Here is a 17774-nt window from a genome sequence, read left to right as displayed (position 1 = left end):
ATGGCTGGAAAGCGGATGGATTTTGGAGTACTGCCACGAAGGCACGCGCCAGCGCGCCACAAGTGACACTCCAGATTACCAGGTTTGCCGGCAGATGTCGCCTGTGGATAACTCCCACGGATGCCGCAGGCTTGACGTTACCGTGATCGGGTGAACTTCTCGCGTACCCGTCATCTGCGCCTCACCGCCATCGGCATCGTCGCCCTGGCCGCGGGCTCGCTCGTCGCGTGCTCCCCCGGACCCGAGCCGACCCCCACCCCGACCGCCGCGTTCGCGTCCGAGGAGGAGGCATTCGCCGCGGCTGAGGAGGTTTATCGGGGGTACACACTGGCCCTCAATCAACAGCGCTCAGGTGAGGCTGACTCCGACCCAACGAGTTACCTAACCGGGACGGCTTTGGAAGACGAGCTTCAAAGCCAGCGCGACCTGGAAGCAAACAAGATCTCAATACGCGGTTCCATCGAAGTCCTTGAGTTCACTCCTATCAGTGCCGCCCTGGAAAGCGTGCCGACAGTCGCAGGTACTGTCTGCCTCGATCTCTCCGACACCACTGTTTTAGATGACGACCAACAGAACATCACTCCGGCTGACCGCAACGAGATAGCCGCGCTAGATGTGGCATTCACTTGGGACGGATCTAGGTTCCTCATCTCCGAGTCTTCGCTTTCGGATTCGGCATGCTGACTCATATCACCATCCTCCTCGTCGTCTCAGCCGCCCTCGTGACGTTCAACACCGACGGATGTGGTCAGACCGACGTCATCACGGGCGCGTGCGGAACAGTGGACGGCAACGAGGTCATCGTCGGCGGCACTGGTCAAGAGGACGGCACGGACGGCCGCGACGGTGACAATGGCAACGAGGGTTCCCGCGATCGTGATGATGTCGGCGACGCCGGGCCCGCGCAACCTGCACCGCCGTCCGAATTCGAGAAGTGCTTGGACGACTGGAACCGCTACATCGGCTGCTTCCAGCGCGTGGATCCCGCCGACCCCGCCGACCCTGCCGAACCCGTACCGGCGATCCCGGCCGTCACGATCACCGATCTCGCTCGCTTCGCGCCTGAGGGCGTGCTCGTCGCCGCCGAACCGGACAACGTCGGCGTCGTCGGCCTTCCGACGAACTTCGTGGCCTCGGCGTCCACTCAGACCGTCGCGGGCGAACTGTTCGGCTATCCGATCTCGGTCCGCTTCACGCCTGTCGGGTTCGACTTCGACTACGGCGATGGCACTACCACGACGACTTCGACCGGTGGTCAGAGCTGGGCGGCGCTGAACCAGGCGCAGTTCACGCCGACCGAGACCAGCCACGTCTACGCAGTTCGCGGCGACTACACAACCGCGGTCGACGTCCGCTACACCGCCGAGATCGACCTCGGCATCGGCTGGTTCCCGATCGACGGCGAACTCACCAGCGCGGGCCGGGCACAACAGGTGCGCATCTTCGAGGCGCACACCGCGCTCGTCGCCCACACCTGCGAGCAGGCCCCGTCCTCCCCCGGCTGCTGACCAGCGATCGCAACACCGGAGTCACGAGACTGGTCACTGCGGCGGTGTGAGGATCCACGTCCGCTCGTCCCTGGTGCCTTCGACGCGCGACCAGTCCGTGCCGCCGACGACGACGACGCGCTCATCCGCCCAGACAGCGGTGCCTGCGACATCCGAAGCGCCCGTCGGGCTCGTGATCGGAGTCCATGTCTCCTCGACATCGTCGAACATGTACCCATCGGCGATCACGAAACGCCCCTCGCCGGTGGCGTTGCCCAGCCACGGATCGCTGACCCGTTCGGGCGCGTCCGGCAGCGGCGACCACTTACCGTCAGGGAGCCGCACCATCCCACCGAACGGGTAGGCCCGCCCCCACCCGCCGACCTCTCCGCCGTCGCCGCCCCCCAGCGTCGCGTCCACAACCCGATCTCCGGTCCAGGTCCAGTTCCATCCACCGATCTGCTCCAGGTCGGGAAGCCGCTGCCAGGAGCCGGTCTCCCGGTCGAGGAGAGCCACCTGCACGAACGCCGGCTCCTCCGCCCCGGGGTTCTCGACGAGCGCTTTGGCCGTGAGCAGGATCCCGTCCGGAGTCGGAGTCAGGTACCGGTCGAACGTCGCGCCGAGCGGATCATCCGGCAGCTCAGACCAGTCGCCCGATTCCACCTCGAGCACCAGGTCCGCGCCGGCGCCCGTCTCATGAGACGCGAGCGGGAACAGCACCTGATCGCCGTCGGCGACCATGGTCCGCGGCAGTTCGTCCGGGACCACCGATTCGGTCCATCGATCCTCAGAGACCGAGTACGACAGCAGTCCCCCTCGGATGCCGTCCTCATCAGCCCACGCGAACACACGTCCAGCGGCGAAGACCCCGGAGAACGGTGCGACGGGGCGCGGAGCCTCCGCGAGCTCACGCCACACGCCGGTTTCAGGATCCAGAGCGGCACCATCACGCGCAGATGGCCCCATCACGCAGTCCGCATTCGGCGGGCACGGAGGGCCGAGTTCTCCACCGACGACCACGACCTCTTCGCCCGTCCACACGGTGACCGGCCCTCCGCGAGCCTCCAACGGGAAGTCGTCCGCCTCGATCCATCCCTCGACACCACCGGCACTCACCGCGGGCGCGGTCGCGCACCCCGCGAGAAGCAGCATCGTCACCGCAAGCGTCACCACCATCGCCGTTCTCATACCGAATAGTGTCACCGTGCTCCGGTCCGTCTCGAAACCCGCCTGTGCCATGCTGATTCCCATGAACGACAGGCTGATGCTGCTGGACACCGCGAGCCTCTACTTCCGGGCCTTCTACGGCGTACCGGACAAGGTCAAGGCTCCCGATGGCTCCCCGATCAACGCAGCTCGTGGACTGCTCGACATGATCGCGAAACTGGTATCGACCTACCAGCCGACGCACCTCGTCGCCTGCTGGGACGACGACTGGCGCCCGCAGTGGCGCGTCGACCTCATCCCCAGTTACAAAGCGCACCGCGTGGTCGAGGTCGTGCCGAACGGCGCCGACGTCGAAGAGGTGCCCGATCCCCTGGAAGCACAGATCCCGCTCATCCGCGCAGAGCTCGCGGCACTCGGCATCCCGATCATCGGCGTCGCCGAGCACGAAGCCGACGACGTCATCGGCACACTCGCGACCCGCGCGACCATGCCGGTCGACATCGTCACCGGCGACCGCGACCTGTTCCAGCTCGTCGACGATGCCCGTGACATCCGGGTCATCTACACCGCACGCGGCATGAGCAACCTCGAGACCCTCACCGATGTCAGCGTCGTCGGCAAGTACGGCGTGCTCCCCTCGCAGTACGCCGACTTCGCCACCATGCGCGGCGATGCATCCGACGGGCTGCCCGGTGTCTCCGGCGTCGGAGAGAAGACGGCGGCCACGCTGCTCCAGACGCATGGCGACCTGGCCGGCATCCGCGCCGCCGCGCTGGCCGGCGAGGGGATGTCCGCGGGCGTCGCGGCCAAGATCCTCGCGGCGTCCGACTATCTCGACGTCGCCCCGACCGTCGTCCTCGTGGCCCGCGACCTCGACATCGCGGTGCCGGCCGAGCCGATCGGCCATCTGGACGACACAGCGAAGGATGCCGCGGTGGCCCTTGCCGAGGCCTGGAACCTAGGCACCTCGATGACGAGGGCCCTCGCCGCGCTTCCCGCTTGAGGCCGGTGCTTCGGTCTGAGTCATCGCGTCTCCCGCCGGCCGCTCAGCCGGCCCAGGCGAGCAGCCGATCGACTCCCCATGTCGTGACGATCCGCGCCGCTGGCACCCCGGCTCGTTCAGCGCGGAGCGCCCCGTGGTCGAGCAAGGACAACTGACCGGGGGCGTGCGCATCCGAGTCGATCGAGAACAGACAGCCCTCGTCGAGGGCGATCGCGATAAGCTCGTCCGGCGGGTCCTGTCGTTCGGGTCGGGAGTTGATCTCGACGGCCACTCCGTGCTCCGCACACGCGGCGAACACCGCTCGGGCGTCGAACTCCGATGGCGGGCGGGTCCCGCGCGAACCCTCCACCAGCCGCCCCGTGCAATGCCCGAGCACGTCGACACGCCCGGACGTCACCGCTCTCAGCATGCGCGCGGTCATCGCCGCGGCATCCATGTGGAGCTTGGAATGCACTGAAGCGACGACGACGTCCAGCTCATCGAGGAGCTCGGGCTCCTGATCCAGGGCACCGTCCTCGAGGATGTCCACCTCGATGCCTGCGAGCACGCGCAACCCGGCATCCGACTCGGACCGCACCAGCGGTATCTGCTCCCGCAGCCGCTCGGCGCTCAGCCCGCGCGCCACGCGCAGTCGGGGCGAATGATCCGTGATCGCCAGGTACTCGTGACCGAGCGCGCGAGCGGCATCCGTCATGGTGCGGATCGACGTCGTGCCGTCAGACCAATCCGTGTGGGCGTGCAGGTCACCGCGCAGCACGACACGCAACTCGGAAGACAGTTCCGGCTCGACCTCGCCACGCAGTTCGACGAGGTAACGAGGCACTTCGCCCGTCTGCGCCTGCCTGATCACCTCGAACGTCGAGTCGCCGATCCCCTTCGAAGCGCGCAAGCGCACCGGATCGGCCCGCACCTCCTTCGACAGCGACTCCCAGGTGGCGGCCGCCTGCCGGAACGCCTTGGCGCGATACCGCGATGCCCGCTCGCGCTCCAGCAGCGCGGCGATCTCGAGGAGCGCGGCTGCCGGATCCATGGTCAGGCCCTGGCCAGCTCGCGCGAGACGGACACCCACTCGTCGAGCTTCGCCGCTGCGAGTCCTTCGTCCACGGCCGCCGCCGCCTTCGCGTAACCGTCCCTCAGGCGATCCAGGATCGGACGCTGCACCTGGGCGGCATCCTGCGACAGTTCGAACGCGACGATGCCTGCGGCCGCATTGAGTAGGACGATGTCCCGCACCGGCCCATGCTCGCCGGCGAGCGTGCGGCGCAAGACGTCGGCGTTGTGCTCCGGCGAACCGCCGATCAGGTCGGACAGATCAGCCAGCGGGATTCCGAGATCACGCGGGTCGAGGTCGTGCTCATGGATGTCGCCGCGCGACACCTCCCAGATCCTGCTGTGCCCGGTCGTGGTCAGCTCGTCAAGCCCGTCGTCTCCGCGGAAGACCAGCGCGGTCGCGCCGCGCGTGCGGAACACGCCGGTGATGAGCGGAACCCGCTCGAGCTGTGCGACTCCGACCGCATTGGCCTCGGCTCTGGCCGGGTTGCAGAGCGGGCCGAGCATGTTGAAGACGGTCGGGATGCCGAGTTCGGCGCGCGCGGGACCTGCGTGCTTGAATCCGGGGTGGAATGCAGCGGCCCAGGCGAACGTGATCCCTGTGCGGTCGAGCACCGAGGCCACATGGGCGGGCGAGAGCGAGAGCTCCAGTCCCAGCGCACCGAGGACATCAGAAGCTCCGGAGGCTGAGCTGGCGGCCCGGTTGCCGTGTTTGACCACGGGGATCCCCGCCGCGCCGATGATGACGGCAGCAGTGGTGGAGATGTTCACGGTGCCGACCCGGTCTCCGCCGGTGCCGACGATGTCCAGCACATCCGGCGACACGGGAAGCGGCACGGCCGCCTCGAGGATCGCGTCGCGGAAGCCGACGATCTCGTCGATGGTCTCGCCCTTGGCGCGCAGGGCGACGAGGAATCCGGCCAACTGAGCATCCGACACGCTCCCCTGCATCACCTGACGCATGGCCCACGTGGATTCCCACACACTCAGATCGCGCCGTTCGAGAAGCGTGGTGAGCACATCGGACCAGGTCAGGGATTCAGCCATGTGTGCGATCCTATCGGCGCGCAGAAATTCCTCGCGCGCTCGACGTGCGCCCCGGCATCCGTCGTTTCCCTTGAATTCACCGCACATTCGCAGGCGTTTCTTAGGTTCCCCTAAGTGCCGCGCCAGCGAATCGGACCCCGGCGATGCAAGAATCGCCCGCTCGGATCGGCCATAATGGAGGGGTGACGACCTCAGCGACGTATGCCCCGGCTGCAAGAACCATCAAGCGGCCCAACCCGGTAGCTGTCGGCACCATCGTGTGGCTCGGCAGTGAGGTGATGTTCTTCGCGGGACTGTTCGCGATCTACTTCACCCTCCGCAGCACCTCTCCGGAGCTGTGGGCTCAGGAGACGGAACTGCTCAACGTTCCGTTCGCGGCGATCAACACCGCCATCCTGGTGCTCTCCTCCGTGACGTGCCAGATGGGCGTGTTCGCCGCTGAGGACCTGCAGCCGTATCGCATCGCGAAGGGTCAGCTGAACCCGGCCGGCCGTCGCCGCCTGTTCGGCTGGGGCATGGTGGAGTGGTTCTGGCTCACCTTCGCTCTCGGCGCCATCTTCGTCTCCGGCCAGGTCTGGGAGTACGCCCAGCTGGTCGCCGAGGGGCTGCCGATCCAGGCCAACTCGTACGCTTCGGCGTTCTACATCACGACGGGCTTCCACGCCCTGCACGTCACCGGTGGTCTCATCGCGTTCCTGCTCATCATGGGCCGCGCATTCGCCGTCAAGAACTTCACGCACAAGGAGGCGACTTCTTCGATCGTGGTGTCGTACTACTGGCACTTCGTCGACGTCGTCTGGATCGTGCTGTTCTTCGTCATCTACTTCCTGAAATAAGAGCGGAGCTGATCCCTGAGATGGCACGAGAGAAGAAGCGCCGTTCGAACGGTCGCCGCAGCCCCTTCGCGGCAGCGGCACTGATCGGAGCAGGACTCCTCATCACCGGCGGCATCTACGCCGGCGCATCCGCGGCGATCGCCGCGACCGAGACCCCGACCGTCGCGTCGGCGTCGCTGACCGCTGAGGACGGCGAGAAGCTGTTCCAGGCCAACTGCGCGACCTGCCACGGCCTCGACATGCAGGGCACGGACAACGGCCCGAGCCTCATCGGCGTCGGCGAGCTCGCCACCGAGTTCCAGCTGTCGACCGGTCGCATGCCGCTGCAGATGCAGGGCCCGCAGGCTCCGCAGAAGCCCGTCCAGTTCACCGAGGATCAGATCCAGGCGATCTCGTCCTACGTGCAGTCCGTGGCCCCTGGACCGACCTACCCGGCGGACTGGATCACGGCCGGCGAGGCGAACCCCGAGAACGCCGACGACGAGCCGAGCGTCTCGAACGGCGCCGAGCTGTTCCGCGTCAACTGCGCGATGTGCCACAACGTGGCCGCAGCCGGTGGTGCGCTCACCGAGGGCAAGTACGCGCCGGCCCTGACCGAGACCAGCGCACTGCACATCTACGCGGCCATGGTCACCGGCCCGCAGAACATGCCCGTGTTCGGCAACATGAACCTGTCCGACGAGGACAAGCGCGACGTCATCGCCGCGCTGGTCTTCCAGCAGGAGTCCGTGCAGCCGGGCGGCTTCTCGCTCGGATCCCTTGGCCCCGTCTCCGAGGGCCTGTTCGTCTGGATCTTCGGCATCGGCGCGCTTGTCGCCATCACCGTGTGGATCACGGCGAAGTCCAACTGACGCTTATTCATCGAAGAGGAACGTACGAGGAGCACCATGGCACACGACGACGACTCGCAGGCTCTTGACAGGGCCTACCAGCCCTCTCCTGGGCTGGGTGTCGCAGTCAGCGATCCCGTGCAGAACCCGGGGCTGCCGCCGCACCGCGAGCGGATGACCGACAAGGACCCGGGCGCCGAGAAGCGCGCGGTCCGCACGGTCTACACGCTCTTCTATCTGTCGCTGGCCGGCTCCATCTGGGCGGTCGCCGCCTACATGCTGTTCCCGATCGAGGACCAGTCGCTGGTCTCGATCCGTTACAACAACCTGTTCATCGGTCTGGGCATCGGCCTCGCGCTGCTGGCCCTCGGCCTCGGCGCCATCCACTGGTCCAAGGCGCTGATGAGCGACAAGGAGTTCACCGAGTACCGCCACCCCACGCGCGGCAAGGACTCGACCCGCGAGGCGTCGATCAAGGCATTCGCCGACGCGAACGAGGAGTCCGGTTTCGGACGCCGCGCCATGATCCGCAACTCGCTGTTCGCCGCGCTCGTCGCATCGATCATCCCCGGTGTCACGCTGTTCCGCGGTCTCGCACCGCACAGCACTCCGGAGGACCCCACCAAGGGCGATCCTGTGGTGCTGCTCAAGCACACGATGTGGGACAAGGGACAGCGCCTCGTGCGCGACCCGGACGGCACGCCGATCCGCGCCGCCGATGTCACGCTCGGCTCCGCGTTCCACGTGATCCCCGAGGACCTCGCCACACTGTCGCACCACGACGGCTACCTCGAGGAGAAGGCGAAGGCCATCGTGCTGATGATGCGCCTGCGCCCGGAGCAGCTCACCGAGGCCGAGGACCGCAAGGACTGGTCGTACGACGGCATCGTCGCCTACTCCAAGGTCTGCACGCACGTCGGCTGCCCTGTCGCCCTGTACGAGCAGCAGACGCACCACCTGCTGTGCCCCTGCCACCAGTCGCAGTTCGACGTCACCGACCACGCCAAGGTCATCTTCGGCCCGGCCGCACGCCCGCTGCCTCAGCTGCCGATCACCGTCGACGATGAGGGCTACCTCATCGCGCAGAGCGACTTCACCGAACCCGTCGGCCCGAGCTTCTGGGAGCGTCATTGAGCACCGCAACGCTGTCCAAAGAGGACAACAAGGACACCAAGGCGCCTCTCGGCGGCCGCTTCGTCGGCGCCGCGTCGAACTACATCGATGAGCGCACCAGCCTCTCCGGCTTCGTCAAGGAGCTCGGTCGCAAGATCTTCCCCGACCACTGGTCGTTCATGCTGGGCGAGATCGCGCTGTGGAGCTTCGTCGTCGTGTTCCTCTCCGGGACCTTCCTGACGTTCTTCTTCCAGGCCTCGATGGTGGAGACCCACTACACCGGCGCCTACGCTCCGATGCGAGGCATCGAGATGTCGGCGGCTCTCGAGTCGACACTGAACATCTCGTTCGACGTCCGCGGTGGCCTCCTGGTCCGCCAGATCCACCACTGGGCTGCACTCGTGTTCATCGCCGGCATCGGCGTGCACATGCTGCGCATCTTCTTCACCGGCGCGTTCCGCAAGCCCCGCGAGCTGAACTGGGTCATCGGCTTCCTGCTGTTCGTCCTCGCGCTGGCCGAGGGCTTCACCGGCTACTCGCTCCCCGACGACCTGCTCTCGGGCAACGGTCTTCGCATCATCGACGGCATGGTGAAGGGTCTCCCGCTGATCGGCACGTGGACCTCGTTCCTCGTCTTCGGCGGCGAGTTCCCCGGCACGGACATCGTCGGTCGTCTGTACACGCTGCACATCCTGCTGCTGCCGCTTCTGGTGATCGCATTCATCGTGCTGCACCTCATGCTCATGGTGATCAACAAGCACACCCAGTTCGCCGGCCCCGGTCGGACGAACAACAACGTCGTCGGCTACCCGATGATGCCGGTGTACATGTCGAAGATGGGCGGCTACCTGTTCATCGTCTTCGGCACGATCGTGCTGATCGCGACGTTCTTCCAGATCAACCCGATCTGGAACTACGGCCCGTACGACCCCTCCCCCGTGTCCGCCGGCACCCAGCCCGACTGGTACATCGGCTTCGCGGACGGCGCGCTGCGTCTGGCTCCGTCGAACTGGGACATCGTGTTCCTCGAGCGCACCTGGTCGTTCGGCATCATCGTCCCGGTGCTGGTGCTGCTCGTGTTCCTCGTCGCCGTCGCGATCTACCCCTTCATCGAAGCGTGGGTCACGGGCGACAAGCGCGAGCACCACATCGCTCAGCGTCCGCGCAACGCTGCCACCCGCACCGCGATCGGCGTCGCCGGCGTCATCTTCTACGCGGTCCTGTGGGCGGCGGCATCCTCCGACCTCATCGCGACGCACTTCATGCTGACGATGGAAGGCGTGATCCACGCTCTGCAGGCGCTGCTGTTCCTCGGGCCGATCCTCGGTTACTTCGTCACGAAGCGCATCTGCATCGCGCTGCAGAAGAAGGACCGTGAGATCGTCCTGCACGGCTACGAGTCCGGCCGCATCGTCCGTCTCCCCGGCGGCGAGTTCATCGAGGTGCACCAGCCGGTCGACAAGTACGACCGCTGGAAGCTCATCGACGTCGACGGCTACGAGCCGCTCGTGGTCCGCCCCAACGCCAAGGGTCGCATCCCGTGGACCCAGAACCTGCGCTCGGCGCTGTCGCGCTGGTTCTACGAGGACCGTCTCGCCCCGCTGACGCAGGCCGAGGTGGATGCCGCGGATGCTCACCAGCACCACGTGATCGCCCAGGATGCCGAGACCGAGGCAGCGGAGATCCAGAGCGCTCACGAGCGTGCCGGATCCCCTGATGCCCCGCTGATCGCAACCGAGGACCACGTCGGCGAGACCGCCAACACCCCCAGCACGGTCATCGCGACCGAGCCGGTCAAGAAGACCAAGAAGAAGGACGAGGACGGCGAGTAACATCGCTGCACTCCCCTGGCCCCGTCGCGCTTCGCGACGGGGCCTTCTTCGTGCACGCCGTCGTGTCGGAAATCCTGCGAGAGGTGGCCGCAACACGACGGCGCAGCCACATCGGCATCCCTAGGCTGGATCGCATGATCGAACGTGCTGACTTCTTCGCCGCAAAACTCGCCTACGAGACCGACGCCAGCGACCTGTACGCGCGCCAGAAGGCCGGAGGCGACATCGTGGTCATCGATGTCCGCTCCGACGAGGCGTGGGCGCAGGGCCGGGTCGCCGGTGCCGTGCACATGCACTACAACGACATCGCGGACCGCGCACCCGCGGAGATCGCGGCGGGCACCGAGGTGGTCGTGTACTGCTGGAGTCCCGGATGCAACGCCGGAGCGAAGGGCGCGCTGGAGTTCGCCAAGCTCGGATACTCCGTCCGCGAGATGATCGGCGGGTTCGAGTACTGGGTGCGCGAGGGCTACCCCGTCGAGAACGCGGACGGCGTCCACCGTCGTCCGGTCGACCCGCTCACGGGAGTTCCCCGCATCCGCACACGGGCGTGACCGGTACGTCCATCTGATACCCTCTCGCCATGAGCTTGCAGCACGTGACGACGACGCCGGACACTCTCCGGCGCACTCGCTAGCGCAGTCTCAGCGAATCCGAGCCCCGGGGATATGTTCCCGGGGCTTCGTCATCCTCTGGTGGGCATCTCCTCGACCGACAATCAGGGAGTACCACCATGCACAACGACCACCGCCGCCTCGGACGAGAGCTGCATCTCTTCGGTACGTCCCCGTCATCGGCGCAGGACTCCCGATGTGGATGCCGGACGGAACCATCGTCCGCACCGAGCTGGAGCGATTCGCCGCCGAGCAAGCCGACCTGTCGGGTTGCCAGCGCATCTTCACCCCAGTCCTGGCGAAACGCGAACTGTTCGAGCGCAGCGGACACTGGGACAAGTTCGCCGAGGACATGTTCCCGCCGATGCGCGTCGGCGGCGAGGAGCTCGTGCTGCGGCCGGCCGCCTGTCGGTGAGGGGGGAGCACGGCGCGTATGCGGGGTCCGATGAGGATTGGGGCCTCGCCGAGTCCGAACTCGACACCGCGTTGCAGCAGACGGGAACCCCGTATCGCCGTGCGCCAGGCGAGGCGGCGTTCTACGGCCCGAAGATCGACGTGCAGGTGATCGACGCGGGCGGCCGGGAGGAGACCCTCTCGACCATCCAGATCGATCGGGTGATGCCCGAGCGGTTCGCCTTGAGCTACGTCTCCCCTGCCGGTGATCGGAAACGCCCCGTGATGGCCCACCGCGGTCTCCTCAGTTCGATGGAGCGCATGGTCGCCCTGCTCATCGAACGATACGCGGGGAGGTTCCCGACCTGGCTCGCGCCGCACCAAGTTCCCGGTCGATCCGCGACGGCACCACAGCGCCGCACAGGACGTCCTGAGCCGTCTGGAGCGAGCCGGAGTGCGCGCACGCGTTCGCGCGGACGGCAGCCTCGGTTCCCGTGTCCGCAACGCGCATCGCGATCGTGCGGCCTACATCGCCGTGATCGGCGACCAGGAGGTGGCGGATGACGGACTCGCGGTGAACGGCGTCGGTGTGCAGCTCGACGCGTTCATCGCCGCTCTGAAGGAAGAGATCGCGACGCGGGCGCTCGATCGAGTGTTCTGACCTCGCGCACGCATACGACGACGGCCCCCGGCGATCCGGGGGCCGTCGTCTAATGGAGCTGTCTCAGCGGGCGAAGTTGCCGCGGTAGTACTCGTACACCCAGCCGACGATCGCGACGACGAAGATCGCGAGACCGATCGGCAGCAGGAAGTGCCCGACCGCGAGGCCGACGACGAAGATCGCCGCGGAGCCGGCGAGCACGATCGGCCACCACGACCACGGGCTGAACTCGCCGAGCTCGGGGTCGCCGTCGTCGATGTCACTGGTCAGGATGTCCTCGGGCAGCTCGCCGCCCTGAGCACGGTGCGTGCGGTGCAGGTAGAAGGCGACCATGGCCCCCATGAAGGCGGTGAACAGCAGGGCGACAGTGCCGACCCACTCGATCGCGGTGACGATCGGCCGATCCTGGTGCTCCAGGATGTTCCAGCCGGTGTAGACCACGGCCACGACCGCGAAGAATGCGGTGAGCACCCACCACAGGATGACATTGTCGCGCATGTTACTTGGCCTCTCCCGCAGCCGAAGGGGCTGCGACCGGGTGCTCTGCGGCCTCCGGGTGGTTCAGGTCGAAGGCGGGGCGCTCGCTGCGGATGCGCGGGATCGACGTGAAGTTGTGGCGCGGCGGCGGGCAGCTGGTCGCCCACTCGAGCGATGCTCCATAGCCCCACGGGTCGTTCACGGTGACCTTCGGCGCCTTGCGGGCGGTGATCCACACGTTCAGGAAGAACGGCAGCATCGACGCGCCGAGGATGATCGCACCGATCGTCGACACCTGGTTCTGCCAGGTCCAGCCGTCAGCCGCGGAGTAGTCCGCGTAGCGGCGGACCATGCCGTCGACGCCCAGCCAGTGCTGGATGAGGAACGTCATGTGGAAGCCGATGAACAGCATCCAGAAGTGCACATAGCCGAGACGCTCGTTCAGCATCCGTCCTGTCCACTTCGGCCACCAGAAGTAGAAGCCGGCGAACATCGCGAACACGACCGTGCCGAACACCACGTAGTGGAAGTGCGCGACCACGAAGTAGGAGTCGCTGAGGTGGAAGTCCAGCGGCGGAGAGGCGAGGATGACTCCGGTCAGACCGCCGAAGACGAACGAGACCAGGAAGCCGAGCGCGAAGACCATCGGCGTCTCGAACGTGACCGAGCCGCGCCACAGGGTGCCGATCCAGTTGAAGATCTTCACACCTGTCGGCACCGCGATGAGCATCGTCATCAGCGCGAAGAACGGCAGCAGCACCGATCCGGTGACGTACATGTGGTGAGCCCACACGGCCACGGACAGAGCGGCGATCGCGATCGTCGCGTAGACGAGGGTCTTGTACCCGAAGATCGGCTTGCGGCTGAACACCGGGAAGATCTCCGAGACGATCCCGAAGAACGGCAGCGCGATGATGTACACCTCGGGGTGGCCGAAGAACCAGAACAGGTGCTGCCAGAGGAGCACACCGCCGTTGGCCGGGTCGTAGATGTGCGCACCCAGGATGCGGTCGGCAGCGGCGGCGAAGATCGCGGCGGCGAGCACCGGGAACGCCATGAGGATCAGCAGGCTCGTGATGAGCGTGTTCCAGCTGAAGATCGGCATGCGCCACATCGTCATACCGGGGGCGCGCATCGTGATGACCGTGGTGATGAAGTTCACCGCACCGAGGATGGTGCCGAAACCGGAGATGCCGAGACCGACCATCCACAGGTTTCCACCGGCGCCGGGCGAGAACGAGGCGTTGGCGAGCGGCTGATACGCGAACCAGCCGAAGGAGGCAGCACCCTGCGGAGTGAGGAAGCCGGCGACCGCGATCGTCGAGCCGAACAGGAACAGCCAGAACGCGAAGGCGTTCAGACGCGGGAACGCCACGTCAGGGGCTCCCAGCTGCAGCGGCAGGATCGCGTTCGCGAAGCCGGCGAACAGCGGCGTCGCGAACATCAGCAGCATGATCGTGCCGTGCATCGTGAAGAGCTGGTTGTACTGCTCCTTGGTCGGGATGATCTGCATTCCCGGCGCGAACAGCTCGGCGCGGATGACCAGAGCCATCACGCCGCCGAGGAGGAAGAACAGCACGGACGCGATCAGGTACATGTACCCGATGGTCTTGTGGTCGGTGGAGGTGATCCACTTGACGACGATGTTGCCCTTCTGCTCGACACGCGAGGAGCTCATGAGAGCGGCCTGACGCGCGGGCAGGGAATTCGGGCGGGAGTCGGCGGTCTCGTCGATCTTGGGTTCAGCTGTGGTCGACATGACTTACTCCTCTTCCCCCTCGGATGCCTCGTCCGAGGCTCCGGTTCCGGGGAGGTTCGACAGGCGGTCATAAGCATCGGCGATGTCGCCGGTGTTGCCCTTCTCGCGCAGTTCCTCGACATAGGCGTCGTACTCGTCCTGCTCGACGACCTCGACGTTGAACAGCATCATCGAGTGGTACTCGCCGCAGAGCTCGGCGCACTTGCCCTCGTACTCGCCGACACGCGTCGGGATGAAGGACCAGGTGTTGTCCTTCCCGATGTACATGTCCTTCTTGTAGAGGAAGTCGATGATCCAGAAGGAGTGGATGACGTCGCGCGACTGGAGGTGGATGGTGACCTCCTGGTCGACCGGGAGGACCAGCGTCGGAAGCTGCTCCTGGTCGATGTTGCCGTCTTTGTCCGGCTGCGCCTGGATTCCCATCGTCCACACCGCATCGGACAGATCGTCGTCCTCGCCGGCGTACATGAAGTCCCAGGACCACTGCTTGCCGATCGCGGTGATCTCGACGTCGGGGTCGTCCCACTGCGTCTCGATCGCCGTCTGGTCGCGCGCGGTGAAGAAGAACATACCCATCACCAGCAGCAGCGGCACGATCGTGTAGAAGATCTCGATCGGCATGTTGTAGCGCATCTGCACCGGCAGGCCGGTCTGGCCCTTGCGACGGCGGTATGCGATCGCGGCCCAGGCCATGAGGCCCCAGGTGATGACACCGACGACCAGCAGGACGATCCAGGAGTTCACCCACAGACCGGAGACTCGCTCGGTCTGGTTGGTCGCGGCCGTACCGTCCTCGACGAAGCCAGGAAGGAAGCCGTTCAGCTCGGTGGGAGAACATCCCGCCAGGGCCACGGCTGCCGCGATTCCCAGAGGAATGGCGGCCCAACGAAGGCGGCGTTTCGAGGGCACGATGCACCTTTCAGATCGCGGACAGGGCCTACCCAGTCTAGGGCAACCTCACACCTGATTCACGCCAACCACGCAGGTTGACGTGCGCGCCAGGGTCAGTGGAAGCTGTCGCCGCAGGCGCAGCTGCCCGCTGCATTCGGGTTGTCGATCGTGAACCCCTGCTCCGCGATCGTGTCCTTGAAATCGATCGATGCGCCGTCCAGGTACGGGACACTCATGTTGTCGACGATGACCTCGACGCCGTCGAAGTCGACGGTCTCGTCGCCGTCCAGCTGCCGCTCGTCGAAGTACAGCTGGTAGATCAGGCCGGAGCAGCCGCCGGGCTGCACGGCGACGCGCAGGCGGAGGTCATCACGGCCCTCCTGCTCGAGAAGGCTCTTGACCTTGAGCGCCGCAGCGTCGGTCAGCTTCACCCCGTGTGCGGTGGCGGTCTCGGTGGTCAGTGTGGTGTCGGTCATCTCACTCCTCAGGACGGGCCGCGAGCGGCACGGCGTTGTTCAAGATTCTACCGCCGGCGATCCCGGCCGGGCGTGTCAGCGCGTGATCCGGTTCATGCGCGTCAGCATCAGCGCCTCGGTGCGGACGGCGTGGCGGAACGTGTCCAGGTGCAGCGACTCGTTCGGGCTGTGCGCCCGAGCATGCGGATCCTCGACACCGGTGACCAGGATCTGCGCCTCAGGGAACTCGCGGACGAGATCGGCGATGAACGGGATGGAGCCGCCGACGCCGAGATCCACGGGCGCCGCACCGTACCCGTCCGCCATCGCCTGGCGCGTGAGAGCAACGGCCCAGCCGCTGGTGTCGACGAGGAATCCGTCACCGAGATCGACGTCCGAGAACGTCAGTTCGGCGCCGAACGGCGCATGGGCGCGCAGGTGGCGCTCGAGCGCGGCGTAGGCATCCGCTCCGCTCTGCCCCGGTGCGACGCGTGCGCTGATGACGACGGTCACCTCCGGCGAGAGGGTGTTGGATGCCGAGGCGACGCTTGTGGCGTCTACGCCGATGACCGTGACGGCCGGCTTGTTCCAGATCCGGCTGAGGATGCTGTCGCGACCGATCGGCGACACGCCGTCCGGCAGACCGGCCTCGTCGCGCAGCGTCTCCTCGGAGTACTCGGGCGTGGCGGCGTCCCGCTGGTCGAGTCCGTCAACCGCGACGGCGCCATCGGCATCCCACAGGGAGTTCAGGAGCTTGATCGTCGCCATCATCGCGTCGGGGACCGCACCGCCGTACATCCCGGAGTGCGAGGCGTGGTCGAGGGTGCGAACCGTGAGCGTGAACCGGGCGTTGCCGCGCAGCGACACCGTAAGACCTGGTGTGTTCGCGTCCCAGTTGCCCGAGTCGGCGACCACGATCGCGTCCGCGCGGAGCGCGTCCGCGTTGTCGCTGAGGAACTGTGCGAAGGAGCGGGAGCCGTACTCCTCCTCCCCCTCGATGAACAACGCGACGCCGAGGTCGAGGTCATTGCCGACGGCATCCGCCACCGCGCGCAGCGAGGCGATGTGCGCCATGACCCCGGCCTTGTCGTCGGCGGCGCCCCGGCCGTAGAGACGGCCGTCGCGCACCGTCGGCTCGAAGGGAGGCGTCTCCCACAGCGCGTCGTCCCCCGGGGGCTGCACGTCGTGGTGAGCGTAGAGCAGGATCGTGGGACGGCCGTTGCGCGCGGCCCTCGTCGCGAGAACGGCCGGCTGACCGAACTCGTCCGTTTCGGGGATCGCCGCGCGCAGCACCCGTACGTCGTCGAAGACGCCGGTGTCCCGCGCGAGCTCCGCGATGGCGTCGGCGCTGCGCTCCAGCTGCGTCTGATCGAAGGACGGCCAGGCGATGCCGGGGATGCGGACGAGGTCGCCGAGATCGCCGAGTGTGCGCGGCAGGCCGGTCGCAACGGATTCGAGCACCGCCTCTTCGACGGCGAGGTCTTCGGGGGTCTGCGAATCGGAAGAGGTCATGCGGGTAATCTTAAGGGTGAACCCCTTCACGTGATCGAGGAGCCCTGTGGCCAATCCCACCCCTGAGACGAACGACGACGCTGCGCAGACGCCCGCCGCCGGCAAGGGGCGCGCGACTCCGACGCGCGCCGAGCAGGAAGCGGCGCGCCGTCGCCCGTTGGTGGCGAACACCAAGGAGGCGAAGGCCGCGGCCAAGGCGCAGCTGAACGAGCAGCGCGAAAAGGCGCGCGTCGGGATGGCCAACGGCGACGACAAGTACCTTCCGCCGCGCGACAAGGGTCCGCAGCGTCGCTGGGTCCGCGACTACGTGGATGCCGGATGGCACCTGTCCGAATGGATCATGGCGCTCATGCTGGTCGTGATCCTCGTGTCGCTGGTGCCCAACGCCGTCATCTCGTTCTACGCGTTCGTCGGACTCTGGGCCTATCTGATCATCTCGATCCTCGACATGGTGCTGCTCGCCAACCGCGTCAAGCGCAAGGCCGCCGCGAAGTTCGGCAAGGACAAGCTCGAGAAGGGCCTGGGCTGGTACGCCGCCATGCGCGCGCTGCAGATGCGCTTCATGCGCCTGCCGAAGCCGCAGGTCAAGCGTCGCCAGTACCCGGACTGACACGCGGCGCCTCCGCTCGGCATCCGCTTCGGCGAGG

The 17774-nt window shown here is 66.7% G+C and carries 19 protein-coding genes and 1 pseudogene; 12 read left to right on the top strand and 8 right to left on the bottom strand.

Going from position 1 to position 17774, the window contains the following annotated elements:
• Window positions 1-150: 150 nt before the first annotated feature.
• The gene (locus AC3ANJ_RS07680; RefSeq protein WP_488318953.1) at window positions 151-684 is read left to right on the top strand and encodes a hypothetical protein; all 534 of its coding nucleotides are present in this window, start codon (window positions 151-153) and stop codon (window positions 682-684) included.
• Complete coding sequence (locus AC3ANJ_RS07675) at window positions 678-1508, top strand: hypothetical protein (RefSeq protein WP_488318952.1); 831 nt, start codon at window positions 678-680, stop codon at window positions 1506-1508. Before AC3ANJ_RS07680 ends, AC3ANJ_RS07675 begins: the two co-directional genes overlap by 7 nt.
• Before the next feature lie 33 nt (window positions 1509-1541).
• On the opposite strand, the gene AC3ANJ_RS07670 is transcribed toward AC3ANJ_RS07675, so the two are convergent.
• On the bottom strand, window positions 1542-2675 hold the full coding sequence (locus AC3ANJ_RS07670; RefSeq protein WP_488318951.1) for a hypothetical protein: 1134 nt from the start codon (window positions 2673-2675) through the stop codon (window positions 1542-1544).
• A gap of 61 nt (window positions 2676-2736) precedes the next feature.
• On the opposite strand from AC3ANJ_RS07670, the gene AC3ANJ_RS07665 reads away from it, so the two are divergent.
• The gene (locus AC3ANJ_RS07665) at window positions 2737-3657 is read left to right on the top strand and encodes a 5'-3' exonuclease (protein WP_488318950.1); all 921 of its coding nucleotides are present in this window, start codon (window positions 2737-2739) and stop codon (window positions 3655-3657) included.
• 43 nt (window positions 3658-3700) lie between these two features.
• Here AC3ANJ_RS07665 and AC3ANJ_RS07660 read toward each other — a convergent pair whose 3' ends face one another.
• Both AC3ANJ_RS07660 and trpD read right to left on the bottom strand, forming a co-directional pair.
• Window positions 3701-4687 carry a PHP domain-containing protein gene (locus tag AC3ANJ_RS07660; RefSeq protein ID WP_488318949.1) on the bottom strand — a complete coding sequence of 329 codons (987 nt, stop codon included), beginning with the start codon at window positions 4685-4687 and terminating at the stop codon, window positions 3701-3703.
• Between the two features lie 2 nt (window positions 4688-4689).
• Window positions 4690-5754: an anthranilate phosphoribosyltransferase gene (gene trpD / locus AC3ANJ_RS07655; protein WP_488318948.1), complete on the bottom strand. Its 1065-nt coding sequence runs from the start codon at window positions 5752-5754 to the stop codon at window positions 4690-4692.
• Window positions 5755-5897: 143 nt separating this feature from the next.
• On the opposite strand from trpD, the gene ctaE reads away from it, so the two are divergent.
• The 8 genes and pseudogenes from ctaE to AC3ANJ_RS07615 all read left to right on the top strand — a co-directional run bounded on the left by ctaE (window position 5898) and on the right by AC3ANJ_RS07615 (window position 12033).
• A complete protein-coding gene (gene ctaE / locus AC3ANJ_RS07650) occupies window positions 5898-6590 on the top strand; it encodes an aa3-type cytochrome oxidase subunit III (protein WP_376180357.1) in 693 nt (230 codons plus the stop codon).
• 20 nt (window positions 6591-6610) lie between these two features.
• Window positions 6611-7441: a cytochrome bc1 complex diheme cytochrome c subunit gene (qcrC, locus tag AC3ANJ_RS07645; protein WP_488318947.1), complete on the top strand. Its 831-nt coding sequence runs from the start codon at window positions 6611-6613 to the stop codon at window positions 7439-7441.
• A gap of 36 nt (window positions 7442-7477) precedes the next feature.
• The gene (gene qcrA, locus AC3ANJ_RS07640; protein ID WP_488318946.1) at window positions 7478-8554 is read left to right on the top strand and encodes a cytochrome bc1 complex Rieske iron-sulfur subunit; all 1077 of its coding nucleotides are present in this window, start codon (window positions 7478-7480) and stop codon (window positions 8552-8554) included.
• Window positions 8551-10365 carry a cytochrome bc1 complex cytochrome b subunit gene (gene qcrB / locus AC3ANJ_RS07635; protein WP_488318945.1) on the top strand — a complete coding sequence of 605 codons (1815 nt, stop codon included), beginning with the start codon at window positions 8551-8553 and terminating at the stop codon, window positions 10363-10365. Before qcrA ends, qcrB begins: the two co-directional genes overlap by 4 nt.
• A gap of 134 nt (window positions 10366-10499) precedes the next feature.
• The gene (locus tag AC3ANJ_RS07630; protein ID WP_488318944.1) at window positions 10500-10919 is read left to right on the top strand and encodes a rhodanese-like domain-containing protein; all 420 of its coding nucleotides are present in this window, start codon (window positions 10500-10502) and stop codon (window positions 10917-10919) included.
• A gap of 262 nt (window positions 10920-11181) precedes the next feature.
• Entirely contained in the window at window positions 11182-11394 is a 213-nt protein-coding gene (locus AC3ANJ_RS07625) for a hypothetical protein (RefSeq protein ID WP_488318943.1), read from the top strand.
• Window positions 11391-11660 (top strand): annotated as a pseudogene (locus tag AC3ANJ_RS07620) (threonine--tRNA ligase); the annotation flags it as partial. The gene AC3ANJ_RS07625 and the pseudogene AC3ANJ_RS07620, both read left to right, overlap by 4 nt.
• A 166-nt stretch (window positions 11661-11826) precedes the next feature.
• The gene (locus AC3ANJ_RS07615; RefSeq protein ID WP_488318942.1) at window positions 11827-12033 is read left to right on the top strand and encodes a hypothetical protein; all 207 of its coding nucleotides are present in this window, start codon (window positions 11827-11829) and stop codon (window positions 12031-12033) included.
• Between the two features lie 63 nt (window positions 12034-12096).
• Here AC3ANJ_RS07615 and AC3ANJ_RS07610 read toward each other — a convergent pair whose 3' ends face one another.
• From AC3ANJ_RS07610 to AC3ANJ_RS07590, 5 genes are all read right to left on the bottom strand, one after another.
• The gene (locus tag AC3ANJ_RS07610) at window positions 12097-12531 is read right to left on the bottom strand and encodes a cytochrome c oxidase subunit 4 (RefSeq protein WP_406245620.1); all 435 of its coding nucleotides are present in this window, start codon (window positions 12529-12531) and stop codon (window positions 12097-12099) included.
• 1 nt (window position 12532) lies between these two features.
• A complete protein-coding gene (gene ctaD / locus AC3ANJ_RS07605; RefSeq protein WP_488318941.1) occupies window positions 12533-14269 on the bottom strand; it encodes an aa3-type cytochrome oxidase subunit I in 1737 nt (578 codons plus the stop codon).
• Window positions 14270-14272: 3 nt separating this feature from the next.
• Window positions 14273-15178 (bottom strand): aa3-type cytochrome oxidase subunit II, encoded by a 906-nt coding sequence (gene ctaC / locus AC3ANJ_RS07600; RefSeq protein WP_406245622.1) that lies wholly within the window; start codon window positions 15176-15178, stop codon window positions 14273-14275.
• Window positions 15179-15273: 95 nt separating this feature from the next.
• The gene (gene erpA, locus AC3ANJ_RS07595; RefSeq protein WP_406245623.1) at window positions 15274-15636 is read right to left on the bottom strand and encodes an iron-sulfur cluster insertion protein ErpA; all 363 of its coding nucleotides are present in this window, start codon (window positions 15634-15636) and stop codon (window positions 15274-15276) included.
• Between the two features lie 75 nt (window positions 15637-15711).
• Entirely contained in the window at window positions 15712-17127 is a 1416-nt protein-coding gene (locus AC3ANJ_RS07590; RefSeq protein WP_488318940.1) for a M20/M25/M40 family metallo-hydrolase, read from the bottom strand.
• A gap of 46 nt (window positions 17128-17173) precedes the next feature.
• Between AC3ANJ_RS07590 and AC3ANJ_RS07585 the strand changes: the two genes are divergently transcribed.
• Window positions 17174-17737: a DUF3043 domain-containing protein gene (locus AC3ANJ_RS07585; protein ID WP_406245625.1), complete on the top strand. Its 564-nt coding sequence runs from the start codon at window positions 17174-17176 to the stop codon at window positions 17735-17737.
• The last annotated feature ends 37 nt before the right edge of the window (window positions 17738-17774 follow it).

The sequence above is a fragment of the Microbacterium sp. STRO-1N genome (assembly GCF_057748015.1).
This window is presented reverse-complemented; position numbering and strand designations above follow the sequence as displayed.

Excerpts from the sequence above, each read along its gene's own strand:
- qcrA (WP_488318946.1), top strand. The coding sequence starts at position 7,478 with ATGGCACACGACGACGACTCGCAGGCTCTTGACAGGGCCTACCAGCCC.
- qcrC (WP_488318947.1), top strand. The coding sequence starts at position 6,611 with ATGGCACGAGAGAAGAAGCGCCGTTCGAACGGTCGCCGCAGCCCCTTC.
- AC3ANJ_RS07670 (WP_488318951.1), bottom strand. The coding sequence starts at position 2,675 with ATGAGAACGGCGATGGTGGTGACGCTTGCGGTGACGATGCTGCTTCTC.
- trpD (WP_488318948.1), bottom strand. The coding sequence starts at position 5,754 with ATGGCTGAATCCCTGACCTGGTCCGATGTGCTCACCACGCTTCTCGAA.
- AC3ANJ_RS07590 (WP_488318940.1), bottom strand. The coding sequence starts at position 17,127 with ATGACCTCTTCCGATTCGCAGACCCCCGAAGACCTCGCCGTCGAAGAG.
- AC3ANJ_RS07610 (WP_406245620.1), bottom strand. The coding sequence starts at position 12,531 with ATGCGCGACAATGTCATCCTGTGGTGGGTGCTCACCGCATTCTTCGCG.
- AC3ANJ_RS07630 (WP_488318944.1), top strand. The coding sequence starts at position 10,500 with ATGATCGAACGTGCTGACTTCTTCGCCGCAAAACTCGCCTACGAGACC.
- ctaD (WP_488318941.1), bottom strand. The coding sequence starts at position 14,269 with ATGTCGACCACAGCTGAACCCAAGATCGACGAGACCGCCGACTCCCGC.
- AC3ANJ_RS07660 (WP_488318949.1), bottom strand. The coding sequence starts at position 4,687 with ATGGATCCGGCAGCCGCGCTCCTCGAGATCGCCGCGCTGCTGGAGCGC.
- AC3ANJ_RS07625 (WP_488318943.1), top strand. The coding sequence starts at position 11,182 with ATGCCGGACGGAACCATCGTCCGCACCGAGCTGGAGCGATTCGCCGCC.
- AC3ANJ_RS07675 (WP_488318952.1), top strand. The coding sequence starts at position 678 with ATGCTGACTCATATCACCATCCTCCTCGTCGTCTCAGCCGCCCTCGTG.
- AC3ANJ_RS07665 (WP_488318950.1), top strand. The coding sequence starts at position 2,737 with ATGAACGACAGGCTGATGCTGCTGGACACCGCGAGCCTCTACTTCCGG.
- erpA (WP_406245623.1), bottom strand. The coding sequence starts at position 15,636 with ATGACCGACACCACACTGACCACCGAGACCGCCACCGCACACGGGGTG.
- ctaE (WP_376180357.1), top strand. The coding sequence starts at position 5,898 with ATGCAAGAATCGCCCGCTCGGATCGGCCATAATGGAGGGGTGACGACC.